Here is a 20248-nt window from a genome sequence, read left to right as displayed (position 1 = left end):
AATGTTCAAAATTAAAAATATGCCGATAGATATGCGCAAAGAGCATACCGAGTTGGGGTGCGGCGGAGAGATCAGGACGGGACCTCGGCAAGCACTTTGTCCCGTTCCACTTTTGCCAGGGCGAGCATGCGCTCGATCGCCGGGCTCGCGGGGCGAAATTGCGGCCGAAGCAATGCGACGCTGAAAGGGATGGCCGGGCGGAAGGGGATGAGACGGATGCGGGCGTCGTGCTGCAGGACGGCGGTGTAGGGGTCGATGATGGCAATGCCGAGGCCCTGCTTCACCATCTCATAGGCGGCGCCCGAGAGGCTCGTTTCGCAGAGCGCTTCGACGCGTACGCCTGACGTGATGAGGGCCTGATCGAGAAGATGACGGGCCGCCACGAAGGGCGTCCAGTAGATGACCGGCCCCGTGGCAAGATCGCTCGGGCCGAGGCATGAGCGATCCGCCAGCTCGTGATCACTCGGCACCGCCGCGATATAAGGGGAATCGGAGAAGATCTCCGTATCGAAGCCGGTTCGGCGAACCGGCATTTCGGCAAAGCCGAAATCCACCTGCTGGCCCGCCGCCCATTCCTCCACAGTGGGGGACATGCGAATGGCGAGACTGACGCGGGTGCCCGGCCGCTCCTCACGGAATTTGGCGATGACGCGCGGCATGAAGCTGAGGCCGAGGGCGGGCAGGATTGCGAGATTGACCTGATCGCCCTGGCCCTTGGCGAGCCGTGTCGCCAGCGCCTGCAGGGAATCGAGCGAGACATAGGCACGCTCGACCTCGTCGAGCAGCCGGCGCGCCTGCGGCATCGGCATGATCAGACCCTTGCGGCGCTCGAAGAGAGCGAGGCCGAGATCCGCCTCGAGGCGGTCCAGCATGCGGCTCACCGCCGGCTGGCTGCGCCCCAGAACTTCGGCTGCACCGCTGACGGTGCCCGTCATCATGACGGCACGGAACGCTGCAAGCTGCTGAAGGTTCAAGACAGCCTCATTTCAGGTGAGGTCGATCCGACAGTACAAGAAGTCGGCAATCTTCTCATCATTGAGCTCGACGCCAAAGCCCGGTTGCGCGTCGATGGGAAGGCGGCCGTTCACGACCCGCGGCTCGAGGGGGTCTTTCAACACCTCCACATAGCCCGGCACCTGCCCCCAATAAGGGAAATGCTCCTGAACGTAGAAATTCGGGATCGAGGCGCTGAAATGCGCACCGATCGCTGTCGACAGTGAGCTGGCGCAGATATGCGGCTGAACCTTGAGGCCGTAGGCCTCGGCCATCGCGGCGATCTTGCGGGCCTCCCAGATGCCGCCGGTATTGCCGAGATCGGGCTGCAGGATAGCGACGCTGCGGCTTTCAAGAAGATCGCGAAAACCCTGGCGGCCATAGAGCCGCTCGCCGACGGCAATGGGTTGCTGCACGCGCTCCGAGATGAGCTTGAGCGCGTTCAAATCGTCGGGCTCGGTCGGCTCTTCGACGAAGGCGACATCGTATTTTTCGATCTCGTGGCAGAAGCGGATCGCATCGAAGGGCGTGAGGCCGGCGGAAAGGTCGAGCAGCAATTCGACGTCCGGTCCGACCGCTTCGCGCACCGCGGCGACGAGGGCGACCCCGCGCTTGACGAGGTCGGGATCGTCGCTGCCGCGCAGGGAGGGATGGCGGAGGCGTCCGCCGTCGAGGATTTCTGCGAAGGGATAGAATTTCAGGCTGGAATAGCCGTCCGCGACGGTCTTTTCGGCAGCGTCCGGCAGCTCCCGATCCGAACTGCAGCCGAAATACCAGCCGTTGGCGTAGGTCCTCAGCGTGTCGCGCATGCGCCCGCCCAAGAGCTCGTAAACGGGAATGCCGAGGCTGCGTGCCTTGATGTCGATGAGCGCCTGTTCGATGGCGCTCAATCCCGCATGCAGGATCGGCCCGCCGCCCTTCGCCCAGAAGCTGAAATCCTTGATGCTCGCGGCGACGCTTTCGGCGCGATAGGGATCGACACCGCCGCGCAGAAAGCGCTCGGCGAGCTCCTGCAGCATCGCAGCGGACGCTTTGGCGCCGACGCCATAGGCGACGGCGGCTTCTCCGAGGCCGACCTCCCCGCTGTCGGTCGTCAGGCGCAGGAGGACCGGATTGATGCCGCCGCTTTTGAGCGCGAAGATTTCAGCAGACTTCAAAAACATGATCGAGATTGCCGCTTTGTGATGATGAGGTTGCTGTCAGTGTCGGTTGTGATCACCGGTTTGGCCAGTCTTTTAGCGAACTAAAAGAACAATCCGCCAAAGAACAATCGCGCAATCGCACCGCATGCGGCTGGTTTCTGCCTGCGTTTCACTCCGATCCGGCGTCGGAGCGGGGCAGGGTGAAACGCACCTCGAAACCTTCGTCTCGGCCGGGGATCGGCGAGGCGAAGGCGAGTTCGCCCCCGCCGCGCTCGGCGATGGTTCGCACGATGGCAAGGCCGAGCCCGCTGCCATCTTTTTTGTCGGTTGCACGCGCAAAGCGGGTCGTGAGGCGTGCAAGATCCTCGTCGGCAACGGGCGGGCAGGCATTGGCGACCGTCAGAACGCCGGTCGGCGACAGCGTGATATCGACGGCTTCGCCCGTGCGTCCGTGCTTCAGAGCGTTTTCGATGAGGTTGCGGCAGAGAATGCCGAAGGCGTCGCGTTCCAGATCGGACAGGACCGGCTCGTCCGGCATCTCAAGGTGAAGGCGGGGTGCGGCACCGATGCGGGCGAAATCGTCCACGATCAGTTTCAGGATCGGCCGCATGTCGGCGGGGGTGTCGGTGCGCAACCTGGCGCCCTCGGCGCGTGCGAGCTGCATGAGTTTTTCCGACAGGAGATTGAGCCGCTTCAGCGTCGTCTCGATCTCCTTCGCGCGCTCGGCTGCACTGGCGTCCTTGGTTTCGGCGCGCAGTCTTTGGGCCTGCGCGATCGCGCCGGCGACGGGCGTGCGCAATTCATGCGCCGCATTGGCAGCAAAACTCCGTTCCGCCTCGAAGGCGGCACGCAGCCGGTCGAGAAGCTGGTTCATGCCCTGCACGATCGGCTCAAGCTCGCTCGGCAGGCCCTGATCGGAAAGTGCCGCGAGATTGCGGGCGCCGCGTTGCGAGAGATCGGCGCGCAGCCGCCGCACCGGCCGCAGGCTGGTGCGCACGGCAAAGAAGATCGCAGCCAGGCTGAGCGGGATGACGATGAGCAATGGCAGCCCGAGAGAAAGAAGCATCTCGCGCGCCATGGAGGTGCGGTGAGACAGGGGCTCGGCAACCGCGATCGTCAGTCCGTCGCGACCGGCCGCGTCGTAATAAAGGCGGTGCGTCGCGGTCTGCCGGAAGCCCTCGCCGGTGAAGGGCGGAAAGGCCTCCTTCTCGGCATTGGCCGAGCGCAGCACCGTCTCGCCCTTGCGGTCGCGCACCACCCAGGTGAAGAAGCGGTCGTCCTTGTGCAGCCGTGCGATGCGTTCCGCTCTTGCCGGCCCGCCACGCCGCTCAGGACGCTTGTCCTCGCGGAATTCCTCGTCGCGCCGGTGCTCTCGGGTGCTGTGCACGGCAAGCGGCAGGATGCGTTGGGCCGCATCCTCGAGAGCCGCGTCGAAGAGCCCGTCCATTTCGTGACGCAGCTTTTCGGCCGTGAAGCTTGCCGCCGCGAGCCACAGGACCGTGACGGCGAGACCCAGAGCAAGCGCAAGGCGAAGCTGCAATGAGCGCGGCGCGTTCATGGATGGCCGAGACGGTAGCCGAGGCCGCGTTCGGTCTCGATGATGTCGCGGCCGAGCTTCTTGCGAAGACGGCTGACATGCACCTCGATGGCGTTGCTGTCGACCGTATCGTCGAAGGAATAAAGCCGCTCCTCCAACTGCGCCTTGGAGAGGAGCTGGCCCGGACGCTGCACAAAAGCTTCAAACAGCGCCCATTCGCGCGCCGTCAGCGCCACCGCCTTGCCGTCGCGATGGATGCTGCGGGCCGCGAGGTCGATGTCGAGGGGCCCGATCGTCACGATGGGATTGGGATTTCCCGAATAACGGCGGGCGACGGAGCCGATCCGTGCGGAGAGTTCGTCGAGGTCGAACGGCTTGACGATGTAATCGTCGGCACCGGCATTGAGCCCGTCAATGCGGTCGGAAATCTGATCGAGCGCCGTCAGGATGATGACGGGTGTGACGGCCCCGCTGGTGCGTAGGTTCTTGAGAAACGGCACGCCGCGCCCGTCCGGCAGCATGAGGTCGAGGAGGATGAGATCGAAGACGCCGGCGGAAAGCGTGTCGCGGGCGTCGTCAAGACGTGCGACCCAGTCGACGGAATGGCCGTCGGCCTTGATCTGATCTCGCACCGCAGCACCCAGAACCGTGTCGTCCTCGATGAGAAGGACGCGCATTCTTATCCACCTTCTGTTTTGCTTCCGACGTTCTGCTTGACCTGCCTGACAGGAAGCTGACGGCATTTTCGGCGCGCCGTCAGCAAGTGATCAGACGACACGCCGATCTTCATGACATCAACATCGTCATGGAGAAAGAAATGACATCCAGAAAGACCCTTCTCGCCGGCGTGCTTGCGGCCGCCACCTTGTTCGTCCCCGTGGCAAGCATGGCCGCATCGCCAGACGGCGCCTCGCCGGTCGCGATGCAGCAGACGGCCAATCGCAACGGCGACTGCAACCCGCGTTCCGATTGGGGCCGTTCCAACCAGCAATATCGCTCCAACGCCTATCAGAAGCATGGGAAGCACGGCGCGCAGGCCCGCCCGCGCAACGATACCCGCAACGGCACGTGCGACGGCAGCGTCTGCAGCCGCAACTTCGATCGCACCAGGCCGGGCAGTTCCCAGCAAGGCATGAACGGTCGCAACAATGATCAGCGGCCCGGTTTCGATCGCCGCAACGACCAGCGGCCGGGCTACGACCGCCCCGACGATCGCCGCAACGATCGCCGGCCGTCGGCTCCGAACGGTGGCGCATCGCCGAGCAGCTATTTCGGCAATATCTGAGCTGTCTCACCGAGACGAATTGAAAAAGGGCCCGGCGCGGATCGCGTCGGGCCCCTTTGTTTGAGGAGGTCCGTTTGGGAAGAAGTCGGCGTCAGCTTGCCGGCGTCAGGAGCGCGCCGATCGCCTTCATCTCGTTGGCCCCGCTCTTGGAGATCGCATCGGAAATCGACTGGTCGGGATCTGAGATCTCGACGCCGGCTGCGCGCAACCGGGCCGCCACGTCCTCGCCCGTCATGCCAAGAAGCGGCGCGACGGCATCGGCCGAATTCGTCAGGATCTGATGCGAAAAGGCGAAGGGCGGAGGGCCTTTGCGCGTTTCACCGCTCGTCGGCATGAGGAAAGGCAGAGAAATGAGCAGCGAGACGGCAAGAGCGATCACCATGGGCGAGCGCTTGAAATAGTTCGTCAGCGGCCGCCAGTTTTTCCAGATGTGCAGGACGAAGGGCAGGATGAGCACCATGCTCAGCCATTCGTGCATGCCGTGAAAGCCGCGCGGGCCGACATGGAAGAAGAGGGCGATCCCTGAAACCAGGGAAACGATGAAAAGACCCGTGATGAAGGGCGTCGCGTAACGGTTGAAGAGGGAGGGCATTGAAATCTCCTGACAGGACCGGGCCGGCTTGGGCCCTTGTCTCCGGCTTGGGTGTCTTCGCTTCGGCGCCGCGCTGCGGTGTCCCGCGCGGGCGTCTGGGCAAAGCGATGCGCCCCCTGCCTTACGACGAGCTGACGGAGGCAGGCGGAGAGTGTCAGGAAACGATCAGTCGGGGCGCGGCAAATTGCCGGCCGCGTCAGCGCCGAGAGAATCGGCGCTGACCGTGTCGCCTAGCGGGCCGGATAGAAGATGGCGCAGGGCGCATAGGCTTTCGGAAGTTCGATCTCTGCCGGCATCTCCTGCCCGCCTGCGATCGCCTCCGGCGAAAGCTGCGTGCGCGCGCTTTCCTGCGCGCGGTGATCGGATGTGGCGGACGGAGAATAGATTTCCATGCGACCAATCGATGTCAGGATGATGCGGTCGGCGGAGCCTTCCCGGATCTCGCTGCCGGCTTCGGCGAGAGCCTGCTGCCACGGCTTTCCTTCCAGCACCTGAAGTCGCCTTTGGAGCGCTGGATCATTCGTGCGGATAAAGAAGCGTGCAACGGGGCTGCCGAAGCCGAGCTCGAAAGCGAGAGCATCGCGATCGCCTTCGCGAATGGCGCCCTGGTCGGGTCCGGCCGCGGCGAGCGTCACGCCCGCAGGCGGCTGCAGCCTGCCGCGGGGAAGCGCCATGACGATGGCTTCCCCTTCCTCCCAGGCGAAAGCACGCAGTTTTTCCGGCAGCCGCAGGCGGACCGCGCCCGCATGTGTGGCGACGGTGAGAGCGTTCTTGACCTCGGGCTGTTCGCCGGCTCCGATCGCGAATTCGCCGAAGGCGCCATCGATGCCGAAGACCCAGCGACCCTTTCCCGGACGCAGCGTATCGCGCATGAACCGTCCGATCTCCTCCTCGTCCCAGTCGAGACGGGCGATCTTGATGCCGAGCTGGGCGCGCCGCGCCGGCAGCACCGCGGTGATCTTGCGCAAGAGGTCATCGGGCGCGCGGCTCCAGATGGCGATCTCGTCGCTGCTTCGAGCACAGCCGCGACAAAAGCCGCTCGCAGTGTCGATCTCACAGACCCCGATGCACGGGCTTACGGGGCGCCGCGACGAGGCGGTGGCGGAGAGGTCAGGAATTCCTTGAAAGTTGTTCATTCTGATCCTTCGTCAAACGGCCTGGGGGGAATGGCCTTCAGGAATCGAGGGTTCTGCGTTGTTGAGCGGCATTGAAGGGCACGATACGGCCGTGCCCGTTGGCGACCAAAGGCGGGGCGAGGCGGTCCGTCTTCAAATCATGCGATTGTTGTGAGGCTTTCTGCCAGGGCACGATGAAACGCCCTCCCGCATGGATGCCGGTCAAGGCGCGCACGCCGTAGCATTCGGCGATGATCTCGTCCGTCAGGACGTCCTGGGGCGCACCTTCGGCCGCGACCCGGCCGCGATGAAGAAGCACGAGACGGTCGCAAAAGCGCGAGGCGAGGGTGAGGTCGTGCAGCACCACGACGATGCCGGTTCCGCGCTCGCTGGTGCTGCGCAAAAGCTCCATGACATTGAGCTGATGCAGGGGGTCGAGCGCATCGACGGGCTCGTCGGCGAGAAGCGTCTCCGCCTCGACGGCGAGCGCGCGGGCGAGGAGAACCCGGGCGCGTTCGCCGCCGGACAGCGTCTGCACATTGCGCTCGGCGAAGTGGGCGATGCCGGCGGTCTCCATCGCGGTGTGGATGGCCTTTGCATCCGCCCGCCTGTCGCGTGTGGCGAAGACCCCCGCATAGGGCAGGCGGCCGAGAGCGACGACCTTTTCGACTGAGAGCGGCCAGTCGACGGTTGCATCCTGCTTCAGATAGGCGAGACGGCGCGCCAGGCTGCGGCGTGACACCGAGGCGGCAAGCTTGCCATCGTAGAAGACGTGGCCGAGTTCCGGTTTGCGCAGACCGGCGATGACTTCAAGCAAGGTCGATTTGCCGGCGCCGTTCGGGCCGATGAGCCCGACCATTTCGCCGGCGCGAGCGACGAAGTCGACGCTCTGCAGGATCGTCGCCTCACCTCTTTTCACGCCGATGCCGGAGGCTGAGATGATCATCTGAGGTCTCCACGCATGCGCCAGACGAGCGAGAACAGGAAGGGTGCCCCGATAACGGCCGTCACGACGCCGAGTTTCAGTTCCGGCTGTGTCGGCAGGAGACGGACGGCGATGTCGGCGGAAAGCGTCAGGATCGCGCCGCCGAGCGCGCTTGCCGGCAGGAGCAAGCTGGGGCGGTAGGCGACGAAGGGGCGCAGGAGATGTGGCACGACGAGGCCGACGAAGCCGATCGTGCCGCTGACGGCCACGGCACCGCCGACCGCGAGTGCCACGCCGCCGACGAGGAGGGCGCGCGTGATCCGCAGATCGAAGCCGAGGCTCGTGGCCGTATCCTCTCCGAGCGCCAGCGCGTCGAGTGCCCGCGACGTGAAAAAGAGCGCAATGCAGCCGGCCAGGATTGGTGGAAGCGCGATGGCGACATGTGTCAGGCTGCGATCGGCGAACGAGCCCATCAGCCAGAACATGATTTCCGTGGCTGCGAAGGGGTTGGGCGACAGGTTGAGAACGAGCGAGACGAGGGCGCCGGCGAGGCTGTTCACCGCAATGCCGGCGAGAATGAGCGTCGCCGTGTTGGCGTTGCGCCCGGCGACGGCGAAGAGAAGCAGGCCAGCCGCAAGGGCCGCCACGATCCCGCCGATGGGCAGAAGCAGCGAGGAGACGGCCGCAAGCCCCGAATAGAAGATGACGACGGCGCCGAAGGCGGCAGCCCCCGAAATGCCGATGATGCCAGGTTCGGCGAGCGGATTGCGCAAAAACGCCTGCATCACGGCACCGGCGAGACCGAGCGCGAAGCCGACCAAGAGGCCGAGAAGGGCGCGGGGAAGCCGGATTTCGACGAGAACGAGGGCGCCGAGATCGTCTTTTCCGGAGAGTGCGCTCTTGAGCGCGGCGCCGAAATCGAAGGGGCCGTAGCCGATCGCAAGCGACAGGACGAAGGCGATAGCGACCGTGAGCGACAGAGCGCCGAGAAGCCTGCGGTAGCCGGACGCCGATCGCTCGGCCTGAAGCGCGATTTCGCTCATTTGAGCTCCCGCGCTTTGTCGGCTGCCTGGCGCAAGGCCTCGACGGCCTTGAAAATGTCCGGTCCGCCGCACATCCACAAACGCTGTGGGACGGAAACGATCTCCATCGGCCGCGGCATGCGCGAGAGCACCGGATGGTGCAGGATCTCGTTGGCGACGGCCGGCGCGTCGCGATAGTCGCCGACGACGAGCACATCGGGAGACAGGGCCACGAGCTTTTCGAGCGGCAGCCGGCTGTAGCTTTCAAGGCCTTTTTCGGCAGCGAGATTTTCAAGCCCGGCGAGCGAGATCAGCACGTTGATGAGCGAACCGGAACCGACCGTATAACCGTTCGGTTCGTAAACGATCGCGGATGGGCGCTCGGAGGCCGGCACCTCTTCGGTTGCAAGCCGCGCCTCCATCTCGCGCACCATCTCTTCCGCCCGCTCATCCTGGCCGAGGGCTGCGCCGACACGACGGATCTGGGCTTCCACATCGGGGATCGAGCGCGGCACGTCGAGTTCCACGACGTCGACGCCGATGCGCTTCAAAAGATCGACAGTCACGCGCTTCGTGTAGCGTCCGGCAAAGACCATGTCGGGCTTGTCGCGCATCACCTCTTCGGCAAGGCCGCGATTGCGCGGAAATGCGCGGGCCTTTTCGGCCAGGTTCGACATGGAGGCATCGCGCGAGAAATAGCTGAGAGAGGCGATCTGATCGGGATCGGCAAGCCGCATCAAAAGCTGGTCGGCGCACAGATTGATCGAGACGATGTGCTGCGGCCTCGCCTGCGCCGGAGGAGCGTCGGCGACGGCGAGGACCGCAACGGCTGCCAGACAATACGTGAGCCAACGCCCAGGCATCAGAAGGTCAGCCGAACTCCGGCATAGGCGCTGACGCCTTCCCGGTCATAGCCCCACAGATCATAGGCCTTCTCGTCGAGGAGGTTTTCGACCCGGCCGAAGATCTGGGTGTTGTCGGTGATGTCGTAGGAGGCGGCGACATCGACGAGGGTATAGGGATCGAGAGTGATCGTCTCGCGGTTGATGTAGAAGGCGTCGGTCCACACCCAGTCCTTCTGCTCGCCGTTGTAGTCGACCGAGACGTTGACGTTGGCACGGCCTTGAAGGAAGGCGTAGTTGACGACGAGGCTGGCGACGTTTTGCGGCCGGCGGATCAAGTCGTTGCCGGTCGCGTCCTCGCCGTCCGTATAGGTGTAGGAGCCGGTCACCGTCACATTGTCGAGCGGCTCCACCGTCAGCGCGACTTCCACACCATCGATCTTGGATTCACCCGGCTGGTTGATCGAGGTCTGCCCCGAGCCGGTGATGAGGTTCGAGATCTCCTGATTGAAATAAGTGACATCGAACGAGGCGCGGTTCGCCCAGAACGCCTGCGTGACGCCGACGTCGAAGCCCTTCGCCTCTTCCGGCTCGAGATCGGGATTGCCACGATAGGTGTTGGTGTAGCCGTAGAGTTCGAAGAGCGTCGGGTTCTTTACGCCGGTGCCGTAGGAAGCATGCAGCTTGGTGCCGGTCTGGCGGAAATTGTAGGCGCCGGTCAGCCGGTAGGTGGTGGCATCTTCGAAGACGTCGTTCTGGTCGTGGCGGAGGCCGGCCGTCAGCGACAGATCCTCAAACAGGCTCAGCTGATACTGGCCGATGAAGCCCGTCGAGGTGATGGAGCGATCGAAGGAGGACCAGGCACTGTCCGAGACGGCGCTGTCTTCGCCCCGCTCCACGCCTAGGGTGAGCGTATGCCCGGCATTGGCGATGGCGGGCGTATCGAACATGAAGGTCGAGCGGTAATCGAACTGCAGCCGCTCGCCTTCGTAAGTGCTCGTGACCGTGGTCGGATCGAGATCGCGATAATCGCGGTTCTGATCGGTATAGGAGATGCCGGCGAGCTGTTCCCAATGCCCGTCGAGGAGCGTCACCTTCGCCTGGGCGCGCGTGAAAAGCTGGTCGCCCTTCATGTCCTGGTTGGAATCGAGCGGGCCGGTATGGCCGACGGAGGGCAGGAAGCCTTCCGAATCGAGATCCGTGCGCAGGCGCGTGTAGCGTGCAACGCCTGAAAGGTTCAGCCAGTCGGTGACGTCGACGCCGCCCTTGGCGAAGAGCGTGCCGTTTTCGTAGCCGTCGTCTTCCGTGTTGCCGAGCCGTTTGTCCGCAACGGAGACGCCGTCGGTGCGCACGCCGGAGGCGCCGGCGAGAAAATCGTAGTTGGCGCCCGCCGTGCCAACGGTGGCGTTGCCGCTCAGCGTCTTGTGCGAGCCGGCTTCAAGGCGGGCCGTCAGATGCGTGCCGGGTTCGGCGCGGCGGGTGATGATGTTGACGACGCCGCCGATCGCGTCGGAGCCGTAGAGCGCGCTCTGCGGTCCCCGCAGCACCTCGATGCGTTCGATGTTGTCGGCAAGAAGATGCGCGAAATCGAATTCCGAGCCCCGGGCGGGATCGTTGACGGGGATGCCGTCGACGAAAATCTTGGTCTGGTTGCCTTCAGAGCCCCGGATTCTGAGCTGCGTGAACTGGCCGCGCGGGCCGGCCGCATTGATTGAAACGCCCGGCACCTGGCGCAGCGCCTCCGCGGCGTCATGGATATTCTGCGCCTGCAGCTCTTCGCCGGTGATGACCGTCACCGCGCTGCCGACCTGCGTGAGGGGCGTCGCCGTCAGGTTCGCCGTGACGGACAGTTCGGGGAGTTCGACGACGTCATCGTCCTGCGCGGCAGCCGGAGACATTCCGGCGGAGACAAGAAGGCCGGCGCAAACGGCAATGAAGCGTTGCGGCGGAACGCCTTCACGCGAGGGGCGAGAGAAAAACACGAGATGACCTCAAGGCGGCGCACGGCCGGTTGGCACATCACCGCGATCGAGGACGCTTCATGCGCGGGTGCTCATGAAGTCTATCCCATCGGCACATCCCCGACCGACGTGACCGCGCGTGACCACGGTTGACGGCAGGTCTCCTGACTTGCGGGTCATGATCGCGTCGCCGCCTTCCCGGTACCCTCGGGGCCAGTGGCATTGTGACGAGCGATTCGCCGCTCACAGTTGCGGGGACAGTCGCGGATTTGAGCATAGCCCGCACCGCGTTCCCTTTTCAGCCTCCAAGGAGGCACCGTCAGAGAGAGCGGACCACGATCTCGCCTGTGTCGTCAAGATGAATTGCAGGCGCATGGACTTGATGGGAAGGCGCTTTCGCAGTCGCGAGAGGCGATTGGAGGCAGCCGGCGCCTTTGCGGACGAGGTTCCCGCGGCTTCAATTGAGGCAGGGCGAGAATGGCAAAAGGCCGCAGAAGAGGACCAGGCCACGGGGGCTCATAGCGACTTTCGGCGAAGCCGGGCTTCCTTCCGAGTGATCGGAAGAAAGTCCGCCTTGACGTCTTGCTTCGCGGTGCGCTTGAGCCGGGAAGGTGCCCAGGCACGTCCGCGATCCGGGGCCCGGCATTTGCGATCTGGGGGCGGTGCTTTGCGCTATCGGGAGGTTTTCGACATGGTCATGGCAGCTAAGGCTTTGCGCGTTGAGAGCGCGGGGGGAGCGCGATGAACGTGCCGGAGATTGGGCTGGAGAATGGGCAAGAGAATGGGTTGGAGCGCCCTGCGAACGGCTTCACCAGGCTGATCGACATCGTCTTTCCCGGCGACGCCAATCACCACGGCACGCTCTTCGGCGGCATCGGCCTTGCGCATATGGACAAGGTCGCCTTTCTCGTCGCCTCGCGCTACGCGCATGTCGATTTCGTCACCGCCTCCTGCGAACGCATCGATTTTCATGTCCCGGCGCATGTGGGCGAAATCGTCGAGCTGACGGGAAAGGTCGTTCGCGTCGGCCGCCGTTCGCTCAGCGTTGAAGTCGATCTCGTCGCCGAAGCGCCGCTGTCCGGCGAACGGCGCTTGTCGACGCGTGGCGTCTTCAACATGGTGGCCGCCGATACGCTGGAGCGATATGGCGGGGCGCTGCCCCCCTTGTCGGACGGGCCGGAAATGCCGACGCCTCAAAGCGGCTCGACCGAGATCGTCTTTCCCGATCAGACGAGCCATTACGGCAGCCTCTATGGCGGCCATGTGCTCGCCGCGATGGGCAAATCGGCGTTTGTCGCGGCGACCCGCCATTGCCGGAAGATCGTCGTCATGGCGTCCTCTCAACGTGTCGATTTCATGGATCAGGTATCGACCGGCGAGATGATCGAGCTGCAGCCCGCGATCGTGGCGACGGGGCGCTCCTCGATGACCGTCGAGGTGACCATGGTTGCCGAGGCGCTCCTGTCGGAGAACCGCAGGCTGTGCGGCAAGGGGACGTTCGTGATGGTCGCCGTCGACGAGAACCACCGCCCGGTCGCGATCGCCTGAGCGCTTTTCGGGGTTGAGGAGATGCCGCAAGTCGGATGAGGTTGTCAGCGGCGAGGCTGGAGGCCAGGCTTGGGGACGGGCTTGGCTCGCTCGTCAATCGTTCCCTGGCGCCGTATCCTCTGGCTCACCCTGCCGCCAATAAGCGACCACGAGGTGATCCTGTTTCTTCAGCCCGCGCTCGGTGCGCAGATGGTTGCGGATCGCCTTAAAGGCGTTGAACTCGCAAGCCGCCCAGACATAGGGAGAGGCGGCATCGGGCGGGAATTCGACGGCACGGACGGCCTCGCTCAGGCGAAGGCCCGGCCTGTCGGCGCCGCGGTGGATCCATTCGACCTCAATCGCACCACCGCCCATCGGCTGCTCGTCCTCAGCGCCCGCAACCTCGATCAAAACGCGGCCCGGCGTGTCGGCGGGAAGAATCTCCAGGAAACGGCTGATGGCAGGAAGCGCCGTTTCGTCGCCGGCAAGAAGATACCAATCGCGACCGCGCACGATGCTGCCTCCTGAGGGACCGGCAAGCCCCGCCATCACTCCGGGTTGTGCGTGCACGGCGAATGCCGTGCCGGGACCAGCGTCGTCATGGAGAACGAAGTCGATGTCGATTTCGCCTGTGGCCGGGTTGCAGCGCCGCACCGTGTAGCGCCGCATTGCGGGTGTGGGTGTTTCCGGGTCCCATTGCAGGAGGCCGTCTCGCCCGACTTTCGGCCAGATCAGTTTGCCGCCCTCGGGTGGGATGATCAGGCCGAGATGCAGATTGTCGTCATCGGCGAAGCGCTCGAGATCCTCACCCGCAAAGGTGATCCGGCGCATGTGCTGGGTGATGTCGTGCATCTTGCGGACGCTGACGGGGCGGAAGTTCGGCGGCGTTTCGATATCGTCGCCATCCCCCGCCCAGACGATTTCGGGCGACGGCGCGCCGGCGAATTCCTTGAGATGGGCGGCAAGCGCCATGCGCATGTAAAAGAGACCCGAGATGTCCCGAGCTTCTGCTTCGAGCTCGATGGCTTCACGCAAAGCGCGCAGGGAACCGTTCCCGAAATCGTAGAAAATCCGATGGAAGCTGCCGTCACGGCGGACGTCTGTGTCATATTCGGCGAGATAGGTGCAGACGGCTGCAATGATCGGCTCGGGGTCGGCGACCGAGACGACGGCTCTGGCTCTCAGATTGCTCATGGGAACCTATCCTCTTGCAACGAAGGTGCAGCCGGCAGGCAAACCAGCTGGGGAGAGTGCGCCGGCCGCCCCTGTCTGCGTGTCGGAGAGACGGCCGGCGCATGGTTCGCGCCCCGCATCCGTCGAAACGGTCGCTGGCGATGCGCGCGGGATCGCGACTGGCACCCCATATCACCGAAACCCGGGCAAGCAAATAAAATATGCGTTTTTAAATCATATTATCTGGCGAGGCGGTCCGACCGTCTGTTGGGACGGCCGATCCGGTCGCTTCGGCGCGGCTTTCGTCCGCCATCGCTTCCCAACGGTTGACGGTGATCCGTTGCGGGGTCGTTTTCAGATGCGGTGGCGTCTATTCCTGGGGCATAGTGCCGGACAAAAGGCGCCAATGGCAGGCGGTATGGAACGGATCACCATCACTCTCGAAGAAGACCTCCTCAGGGAGATCGATGCTTTGAGCGAAGAGCGCGGCTATCAGAGCCGCTCCGAGGCGTTGCGCGACATGGCCCGCGAGGTTCTGGCGCGCGAGGCGATCGAATCAGGAGAGCCGCTCGGCAACGACCAGCTCTGTTACGGCTCTCTCACCTATGTGTACGATCACGAGATCCGCGACCTGCCGAACCGGCTCACGGACAATCATCACGCCCATCATGCGCTGTCGATCGCCACGACGCATGTGCACATCAATGCACAGAACTGCCTTGAGGTGTCGCTCCTCGCCGGCACCGCGGGCGATCTGCGCAAATTTGCCGACAGCGTCAGCAGCCAGCGGGGCGTGCGCTATGGCAAACTCCACATCATACCGCTGATCGGCCGGCTGAGCGGACCCCTGACGGGAGCTCTGGCAAGCGGCGGGGACGGTTCCCCGCATTCCGGCGGATCGCATGATGATCACGATCACTGAGGCGCCGGTGCGCCGATAGCGACATTCCGTCCGTGTGAAGGCTGAGGTCCGAGACGTCGGCATGAGGAAAGCGGCGGGGCGGCGGGGCGGCGGTTTGACCCGACGAAACGCCATGCCTTTTTCCGGCGAACATGCAGGGCTGGGTCCCGCCGGCGGGGTTGACACGTAGGGGAAGTATGAGGGTACTGGAATAGTTCATACTCCGTCCTTCTCCCCTCAAGGCCGATGTTTAAAACTCTCCGCGTGATCGCGTTCTGTGTGGGCGCAGCCCTTTCCCTCGTGCCGAGTACCTCGGCTTGGGCCGGTGCGACTCTCAACTTTTCATGGCCCGTGAATGTCGGGTGGCTCAACCCGCATCTTTATTCCCCGAATCAGATGTTCGCGCAGAACATGGTCTACGAGCCTTTGGTGCGCTACCGCGCCGACGGCACGCTGGAGCCTTGCCTGGCGCAAACCTGGCAGGCATCGGAAGACGGCAAGACCTATACCTTCAAGCTGCGCAAGGGCGTGACCTTCTCCAACGGGGAGGTGTTCGATGCGGCCGCGGCCAAGGCCAATTTCGACGCCATTCTGGCCAATCGATCGCGCCATGCCTGGCTCGAACTCGCCAACCAGATCGTCTCCGTCGAGGCCGTCGACAGCGACACGCTCAAACTGACCTTGAAGGATAGCTATTACCCGCTGCTCCAGGAACTCGCGCTGCCGCGTCCGTTCCGTTTCATGGCGCCCTCCATGTTCAAGGACGGCGGTACGAAGGACGGCATTGTCGCCCCCGTGGGAACAGGACCGTGGAAGCTGCAGGAAACCCGCCTCGGCGAGCGGGACGTGTTCGTTCGAAACGACAGCTATTGGGGTGAAAAACCGGCTTACGAGAAGATTGTCGTGAAGGTGATCTCCGATCCGAACACGCGGGCGATCGCCTTCGAGACCGGCGAGATCGATCTGATCTACGGCGTCGATGGACCGATCACGCCGGATACGTTCGAGCGTTTTCGGCAGATGGGCGTCTACACGACCGAGCTCTCCGCGCCGTACGAAACCAAGATGCTGGCGATCAACACCAATCGCGGCGCGACGCGTGACCTCGCCGTACGCAAGGCCATCAATCATGCCGTCGACAAGGACAAGATGATCTCCACGGTGCTGTACGATACGCAGCTCCGCGCCGACACGCTCTTCGCCCCCAATGTGCCCTACGCCGATATCGGCCTGAAGCCGTACCTCTACGATCCGGAAGAGGCGAAAAGGCTGCTCGACGAGGATGGCTGGCACGCAGAAAGCGACAGGGCGATCCGCACCAAAGGCGGTCAGCCATTGACGATCGAGCTTTGCTTCCCGGGAACGGATGCCGTGGCGAAATCCATGGCGGAAATCATCCAGGGCGATCTTCGCAAGGTCGGCATCGACGTCAAGCTGACGGGCGAGGAAGAAAGCAGCATCTTTGCGCGCCAGCGCGACGGCCGCTTCGGGATGATCTTCAACATGACCTGGGGCGCGCCCTACGATCCGCATGCGTTCGTGAGCTCCATGCGCATCCCCTCGCATGCCGATTACGAGGCGCAGCAAGGCCTCGCCGATAAGGCGAAGATCGACGCCGAAATCGGCGAAGTGCTCGTCTCGACGGATGAGAAAGCCCGCCAGGAACTTTATCGCGACATCTTCACCCGTCTGCACGAAGAGGCCGTCTATCTGCCCTTGACCTATGTCACGGCGATTGCCGTGGCGAAGCCGGAAGTCGGCGACGTGCCTTTCGGCGCCTTGTCGAGCGAGATCCCCTTCGATCGTCTCAAGCCGCAGGAGAATTGATCTCCATGGCAGGCTTCATCCTGAAGCGGGTTCTGCTGCTCGTCCCGATGCTGTTCGGCGCCTCGCTCGTCATCTTCCTGCTCTTGAGGCTCGGGCCGAGCGATCCGGCGATGGATTATCTGCGGCTTTCGAAAGTGCCGCCGACGCCGCAGGCGCTCGAGGACGCGCGCCAGATGCTGGGCCTCGATCAGCCGATCTTCGTTCAGTATTTCGACTGGCTGAACAACGCCCTGCACCTCGATTTCGGCGTCTCCTTCGCGACGCAGCGGCCGGTTCTGCCGGACCTTCTGCACTACCTGCCAGCGACGCTTGAGCTTGCCGGAGTGGCGTTGGCGCTGACCCTCATCGTGTCGATCCCCCTCGGTGTCTGGGCGGCGCGCTATCGCGAACGCTGGCCGGACCAGGCCGTCAGGCTTCTCGCCTTCGTCGGCGTTTCGATGCCGAATTTCTGGCTCGGCTTCCTGCTGGTGCTCTTGTTTTCGGTCAATCTCGGCTGGCTGCCGTCCATGGGCCGCGGCGGCATCTCGCATCTCATCATGCCGGCCGTCGCCATTTCCTTCATGTCGCTGGCGATCAATGCGCGATTGCTGCGTGCAAGCATGCTGGAAGTCGCGGGCCAGCGGCATGTGCGCTACGCAAGGCTGCGCGGGCTTTCCGAGCGCAAGGTGGAGCGCTCCCACATCCTGCGCAACGCCTGGCTGCCGATCATCACGGCGATCGGCATGCATATCGGCGAGATGCTCGGCGGCACCTTGATCATCGAGAGCATTTTCGGCTGGCCGGGCGTCGGACGCTATGCCGTCTCCGCCGTCCTCAACCGGGATTACCCGGTCATCCAATGCTTCACGCTGATGATGGTGGTCATCTTCGTCGTCTGCAATTTGATCGTCGACATCGTCTATGCCGTCGCCGATCCGCGCATCCGGCTGTCCTCCGAGGGCGTCAAATGACCGACATGGCTCTTCCCATGAAGGCCGCGCGCTGGCGCGCCTGGAGCGGACGGACGACGGTGCGTCTCGCCGTTGCCATCGTCGTGGTGCTTGTCTTTGCGGCCGTCTTCGGCCCGTGGATCTCGCCTTACGATCCGAACCAGGTGGAATTGGGCGACCGGCTGATGTCGCCGGACATGGCCCATTGGCTCGGAACCGACCATCTCGGCCGGGACATTCTTTCCAGGCTGATCGCGGGCACGCGCGTCTCGCTCGGATCGGTCGCGGTGTCGCTTGCCATCATTCTCGTCCTCGGCATCACGATCGGCGGTGCCTCCGGCTTCATCGGCGGCCGCATCGATCAGGTGATCATGCGCATCACCGACGTCTTTCTGACGTTTCCGACGCTCGTCCTGGCGCTATTCATGATCGGCATGCTGGGCACGGGTCTCGTCAACGTCGTCATCGCCATCGCGCTCTCCCATTGGGCCTGGTACGCGCGCATCGTTCGCGGCATCGTGCTGTCGTTGCGCCACCGTGAATTTCTGATGGCCGCGCGCCTCGCTGGGGCGAGCCGCACACGCAGCTTCGTCGAGCATCTTCTGCCGGCGACGCTGTCGCAGCTCCTCGTGCTCGCGACCTTGGATATCGGCCACATGATGCTGCACGTCGCGGGCCTGTCGTTTCTGGGCCTCGGCGTGACCGCGCCGACCGCCGAATGGGGTGTGATGATCAGCGATGCCCGCCAGTTCGTGTGGACCGCGCCGATGCTGATCTTCTGGCCGGGATTTGCGCTTTTCATCAGCGTCATGGCCTTCAACATTCTGGGCGACGTGCTGCGCGACCGTCTCGATCCGCATCTGAGGGCCGGGCATTGTCACTGATACCGAAGCATTTCACGCTTGAGAATCTGACGATCGCGACCGGCGGCGCCGAACGCCTCCGTCTGCTCGTCGAGGATCTGTCCTTGCAGCTCACGCGCGGTCGCGTGCTTGCGCTTGTCGGTGCGAGCGGCTCGGGAAAATCTCTGAGCTGTTCGGCGGCGCTCGGTGCTCTGCCGCCCGGCGTTGCACGGATCAGCGGGCGCATCTCGGTCGATGGAGAAGTTCTTCCTGCCGAGATGCTCCGCGGGCGAATGGTCGCGACGATCATGCAGAACCCGCGCAGCGCCTTCAATCCGGTCAAGACCATGCGCGAGCATGTCGTGGAGACGCTGACGGCGCTCGGCCGATCGCGTCGGGACGACGAGGGAAAGATCGGCGCGGCGTTGAGCGAAGTAGGGCTCGACGAGCCGGAGGCCGTTCTCGGCCTTTACCCGTTCGAGATGAGCGGCGGCATGCTCCAGCGCATGATGATCGCCATCGCGCTTTTGAGCGAGGCGCCGTTTCTTGTCGCCGACGAGCCGACGACCGATCTCGACGTGGTCGTGCAGATGCGCATCCTCGCCTTGTTGGAAGGGCTCGTCCGCGAGCACGATCTCGGCGTTCTCCTCGTCACCCACGATATGGGCGTCGTCGCCCGGCTCGCCGACGATGTCGCCGTGCTCGACCATGGCTGCCTGGTGGAGACGGCGCCTGTCGATGAGGTCTTCCAGAGACCGAAGCATCCCGTGACGCGCATGCTCGTCGGGGCGCATCTCGCCCGTTACGGAATGGAGCTGGCAGAATGAGCCTTCTGCGCGCCGAGACTGTCGCAAAACACTACCAGACCTACTCGCTCGTCGGAGCGAGCGCCTCACGTATGGCCCTCGACGGTGTTTCGCTGTCGATCGGGGAAGGCGAGACGGTCGGCCTTCTCGGGCGCAGCGGTTGCGGCAAGAGCACGCTCGCCCGTCTCCTGTGCGGGCTGGAGCAGCCCGGCCAAGGACAGGTCTTCTACCGCAACCACGATCTGCGGCATCTCACGCGTGCACAAAGGCGCGCCTTTCGCCGCGACGTTCAGATGGTCTTTCAGGATTCCGTCAGTGCCGTCGATCCGCGCTTCGACATGCGTGCGATCATTGCCGAGCCGCTGCGCCATCTGACGGATCTCGACGCGCGGGCCCGCGAGGCGCGCATCCGCGAATTGCTGGAGATGGTGGAGCTTCCTGCCGGCATTGCCGGCATGCTGCCGTCACAAGTGAGCGGCGGGCAGTTGCAGCGCGTCTGCATCGCGCGCGCGCTCGCCCCGCGGCCGAAGTTGATCATTCTGGATGAGGCCGTGTCCGATCTCGATGTCCATCTCCAGGCCTCGGCCATCGCTTTGCTCGCAAAGCTCCAGGAAAGCGAGGGGATCGGCTATCTTTTCGTCACCCATGACCTGCGGCTCGTAGAGAGATTTGCCGAGCGCGTTGTCGTCATGGACGAGGGCCGGGTCGTCGAAGAAGTGCCGACCGGCTCGCTCGCCGCGCTCACGCATCCGGCGTCGCTGCTTCTGAAAGACGCCGTGCTTCCGCCTTTGCCGGAAAGGCGCGCTGCCGCGCAATGACAGCCGGCCCG

19 protein-coding genes and 1 riboswitch are annotated in these 20248 nt (G+C 64.1%); of the genes, 8 read left to right on the top strand and 11 right to left on the bottom strand.

Annotated features, from left to right (window positions below):
- Positions 1-71 precede the first annotated feature (71 nt).
- From J2R99_RS03855 to J2R99_RS03840, 4 genes are all read right to left on the bottom strand, one after another.
- On the bottom strand, positions 72-974 hold the full coding sequence (locus J2R99_RS03855; RefSeq protein ID WP_307153162.1) for a LysR substrate-binding domain-containing protein: 903 nt from the start codon (positions 972-974) through the stop codon (positions 72-74).
- Between the two features lie 12 nt (positions 975-986).
- Positions 987-2156 (bottom strand): mandelate racemase/muconate lactonizing enzyme family protein, encoded by a 1170-nt coding sequence (locus J2R99_RS03850; RefSeq protein ID WP_307153161.1) that lies wholly within the window; start codon positions 2154-2156, stop codon positions 987-989.
- Positions 2157-2304: 148 nt separating this feature from the next.
- Positions 2305-3693, bottom strand: a complete 1389-nt coding sequence (locus tag J2R99_RS03845) for a sensor histidine kinase (RefSeq protein ID WP_307153160.1) — start codon at positions 3691-3693, stop codon at positions 2305-2307.
- On the bottom strand, positions 3690-4349 hold the full coding sequence (locus J2R99_RS03840; protein ID WP_307153159.1) for a response regulator transcription factor: 660 nt from the start codon (positions 4347-4349) through the stop codon (positions 3690-3692). Before J2R99_RS03840 ends, J2R99_RS03845 begins: the two co-directional genes overlap by 4 nt.
- Before the next feature lie 140 nt (positions 4350-4489).
- Here J2R99_RS03840 and J2R99_RS03835 point away from each other — a divergent pair, with 140 nt between their 5' ends.
- Entirely contained in the window at positions 4490-4957 is a 468-nt protein-coding gene (locus tag J2R99_RS03835) for a hypothetical protein (RefSeq protein ID WP_307153158.1), read from the top strand.
- Positions 4958-5048: 91 nt separating this feature from the next.
- Here J2R99_RS03835 and J2R99_RS03830 read toward each other — a convergent pair whose 3' ends face one another.
- The 6 genes from J2R99_RS03830 to J2R99_RS03805 all read right to left on the bottom strand — a co-directional run bounded on the left by J2R99_RS03830 (position 5049) and on the right by J2R99_RS03805 (position 11435).
- Complete coding sequence (locus tag J2R99_RS03830; RefSeq protein WP_307153157.1) at positions 5049-5549, bottom strand: DUF4405 domain-containing protein; 501 nt, start codon at positions 5547-5549, stop codon at positions 5049-5051.
- A 230-nt stretch (positions 5550-5779) separates the two neighbouring features.
- Positions 5780-6685, bottom strand: a complete 906-nt coding sequence (locus tag J2R99_RS03825; RefSeq protein ID WP_307153156.1) for a DUF1289 domain-containing protein — start codon at positions 6683-6685, stop codon at positions 5780-5782.
- Between the two features lie 37 nt (positions 6686-6722).
- Positions 6723-7610: an ABC transporter ATP-binding protein gene (locus J2R99_RS03820; RefSeq protein ID WP_307153155.1), complete on the bottom strand. Its 888-nt coding sequence runs from the start codon at positions 7608-7610 to the stop codon at positions 6723-6725.
- Positions 7607-8632, bottom strand: coding sequence for a FecCD family ABC transporter permease (locus J2R99_RS03815; protein WP_307153154.1), 1026 nt, complete (start codon positions 8630-8632; stop codon positions 7607-7609). Before J2R99_RS03815 ends, J2R99_RS03820 begins: the two co-directional genes overlap by 4 nt.
- On the bottom strand, positions 8629-9474 hold the full coding sequence (locus J2R99_RS03810) for an ABC transporter substrate-binding protein (RefSeq protein WP_307153153.1): 846 nt from the start codon (positions 9472-9474) through the stop codon (positions 8629-8631). The genes J2R99_RS03815 and J2R99_RS03810 overlap by 4 nt, the downstream gene beginning before the upstream one ends.
- On the bottom strand, positions 9474-11435 hold the full coding sequence (locus tag J2R99_RS03805) for a TonB-dependent receptor plug domain-containing protein (protein ID WP_307153152.1): 1962 nt from the start codon (positions 11433-11435) through the stop codon (positions 9474-9476). The genes J2R99_RS03810 and J2R99_RS03805 overlap by 1 nt, the downstream gene beginning before the upstream one ends.
- Before the next feature lie 116 nt (positions 11436-11551).
- A riboswitch (cobalamin riboswitch) is annotated at positions 11552-11750 on the bottom strand.
- Positions 11751-12200: 450 nt separating this feature from the next.
- Between J2R99_RS03805 and J2R99_RS03800 the strand changes: the two genes are divergently transcribed.
- Positions 12201-12962, top strand: a complete 762-nt coding sequence (locus tag J2R99_RS03800) for an acyl-CoA thioesterase (RefSeq protein ID WP_307153151.1) — start codon at positions 12201-12203, stop codon at positions 12960-12962.
- A 93-nt stretch (positions 12963-13055) separates the two neighbouring features.
- On the opposite strand, the gene J2R99_RS03795 is transcribed toward J2R99_RS03800, so the two are convergent.
- Positions 13056-14135 (bottom strand): DUF2218 domain-containing protein, encoded by a 1080-nt coding sequence (locus tag J2R99_RS03795; RefSeq protein WP_307153150.1) that lies wholly within the window; start codon positions 14133-14135, stop codon positions 13056-13058.
- Positions 14136-14532: 397 nt separating this feature from the next.
- On the opposite strand from J2R99_RS03795, the gene nikR reads away from it, so the two are divergent.
- From nikR to nikE, 6 genes are all read left to right on the top strand, one after another.
- Complete coding sequence (gene nikR / locus J2R99_RS03790; protein ID WP_307154130.1) at positions 14533-15036, top strand: nickel-responsive transcriptional regulator NikR; 504 nt, start codon at positions 14533-14535, stop codon at positions 15034-15036.
- Between the two features lie 225 nt (positions 15037-15261).
- Positions 15262-16842: a nickel ABC transporter substrate-binding protein gene (nikA, locus tag J2R99_RS03785; RefSeq protein ID WP_307153149.1), complete on the top strand. Its 1581-nt coding sequence runs from the start codon at positions 15262-15264 to the stop codon at positions 16840-16842.
- Between the two features lie 5 nt (positions 16843-16847).
- Positions 16848-17792, top strand: a complete 945-nt coding sequence (gene nikB, locus J2R99_RS03780) for a nickel ABC transporter permease subunit NikB (protein WP_307153148.1) — start codon at positions 16848-16850, stop codon at positions 17790-17792.
- A gap of 5 nt (positions 17793-17797) precedes the next feature.
- Positions 17798-18655 (top strand): nickel ABC transporter permease subunit NikC, encoded by an 858-nt coding sequence (gene nikC / locus J2R99_RS03775; protein ID WP_307154129.1) that lies wholly within the window; start codon positions 17798-17800, stop codon positions 18653-18655.
- Positions 18655-19440, top strand: coding sequence for a nickel import ATP-binding protein NikD (gene nikD, locus J2R99_RS03770; RefSeq protein WP_370872322.1), 786 nt, complete (start codon positions 18655-18657; stop codon positions 19438-19440). The genes nikC and nikD overlap by 1 nt, the downstream gene beginning before the upstream one ends.
- On the top strand, positions 19437-20237 hold the full coding sequence (nikE, locus tag J2R99_RS03765) for a nickel import ATP-binding protein NikE (protein WP_307153147.1): 801 nt from the start codon (positions 19437-19439) through the stop codon (positions 20235-20237). The genes nikD and nikE overlap by 4 nt, the downstream gene beginning before the upstream one ends.
- Positions 20238-20248: the final 11 nt, after the last annotated feature.

The sequence above is a fragment of the Rhodopseudomonas julia genome (assembly GCF_030813515.1).
Lineage (GTDB): Bacteria > Pseudomonadota > Alphaproteobacteria > Rhizobiales > Afifellaceae > Afifella > Afifella julia.
This window is presented reverse-complemented; position numbering and strand designations above follow the sequence as displayed.

Bases quoted from the DNA above. Each gene is read 5' to 3' on its own strand.
- nikA (WP_307153149.1), top strand. From the start codon at position 15,262: ATGTTTAAAACTCTCCGCGTGATCGCGTTCTGTGTGGGCGCAGCCCTT.
- J2R99_RS03795 (WP_307153150.1), bottom strand. From the start codon at position 14,135: ATGAGCAATCTGAGAGCCAGAGCCGTCGTCTCGGTCGCCGACCCCGAG.
- J2R99_RS03815 (WP_307153154.1), bottom strand. From the start codon at position 8,632: ATGAGCGAAATCGCGCTTCAGGCCGAGCGATCGGCGTCCGGCTACCGC.
- J2R99_RS03845 (WP_307153160.1), bottom strand. From the start codon at position 3,693: ATGAACGCGCCGCGCTCATTGCAGCTTCGCCTTGCGCTTGCTCTGGGT.
- J2R99_RS03830 (WP_307153157.1), bottom strand. From the start codon at position 5,549: ATGCCCTCCCTCTTCAACCGTTACGCGACGCCCTTCATCACGGGTCTT.
- J2R99_RS03810 (WP_307153153.1), bottom strand. From the start codon at position 9,474: ATGCCTGGGCGTTGGCTCACGTATTGTCTGGCAGCCGTTGCGGTCCTC.
- nikR (WP_307154130.1), top strand. From the start codon at position 14,533: ATGGAACGGATCACCATCACTCTCGAAGAAGACCTCCTCAGGGAGATC.
- J2R99_RS03825 (WP_307153156.1), bottom strand. From the start codon at position 6,685: ATGAACAACTTTCAAGGAATTCCTGACCTCTCCGCCACCGCCTCGTCG.
- nikE (WP_307153147.1), top strand. From the start codon at position 19,437: ATGAGCCTTCTGCGCGCCGAGACTGTCGCAAAACACTACCAGACCTAC.
- J2R99_RS03850 (WP_307153161.1), bottom strand. From the start codon at position 2,156: ATGTTTTTGAAGTCTGCTGAAATCTTCGCGCTCAAAAGCGGCGGCATC.
- nikB (WP_307153148.1), top strand. From the start codon at position 16,848: ATGGCAGGCTTCATCCTGAAGCGGGTTCTGCTGCTCGTCCCGATGCTG.
- J2R99_RS03840 (WP_307153159.1), bottom strand. From the start codon at position 4,349: ATGCGCGTCCTTCTCATCGAGGACGACACGGTTCTGGGTGCTGCGGTG.
- J2R99_RS03820 (WP_307153155.1), bottom strand. From the start codon at position 7,610: ATGATCATCTCAGCCTCCGGCATCGGCGTGAAAAGAGGTGAGGCGACG.
- nikC (WP_307154129.1), top strand. From the start codon at position 17,798: ATGGCTCTTCCCATGAAGGCCGCGCGCTGGCGCGCCTGGAGCGGACGG.
- J2R99_RS03835 (WP_307153158.1), top strand. From the start codon at position 4,490: ATGACATCCAGAAAGACCCTTCTCGCCGGCGTGCTTGCGGCCGCCACC.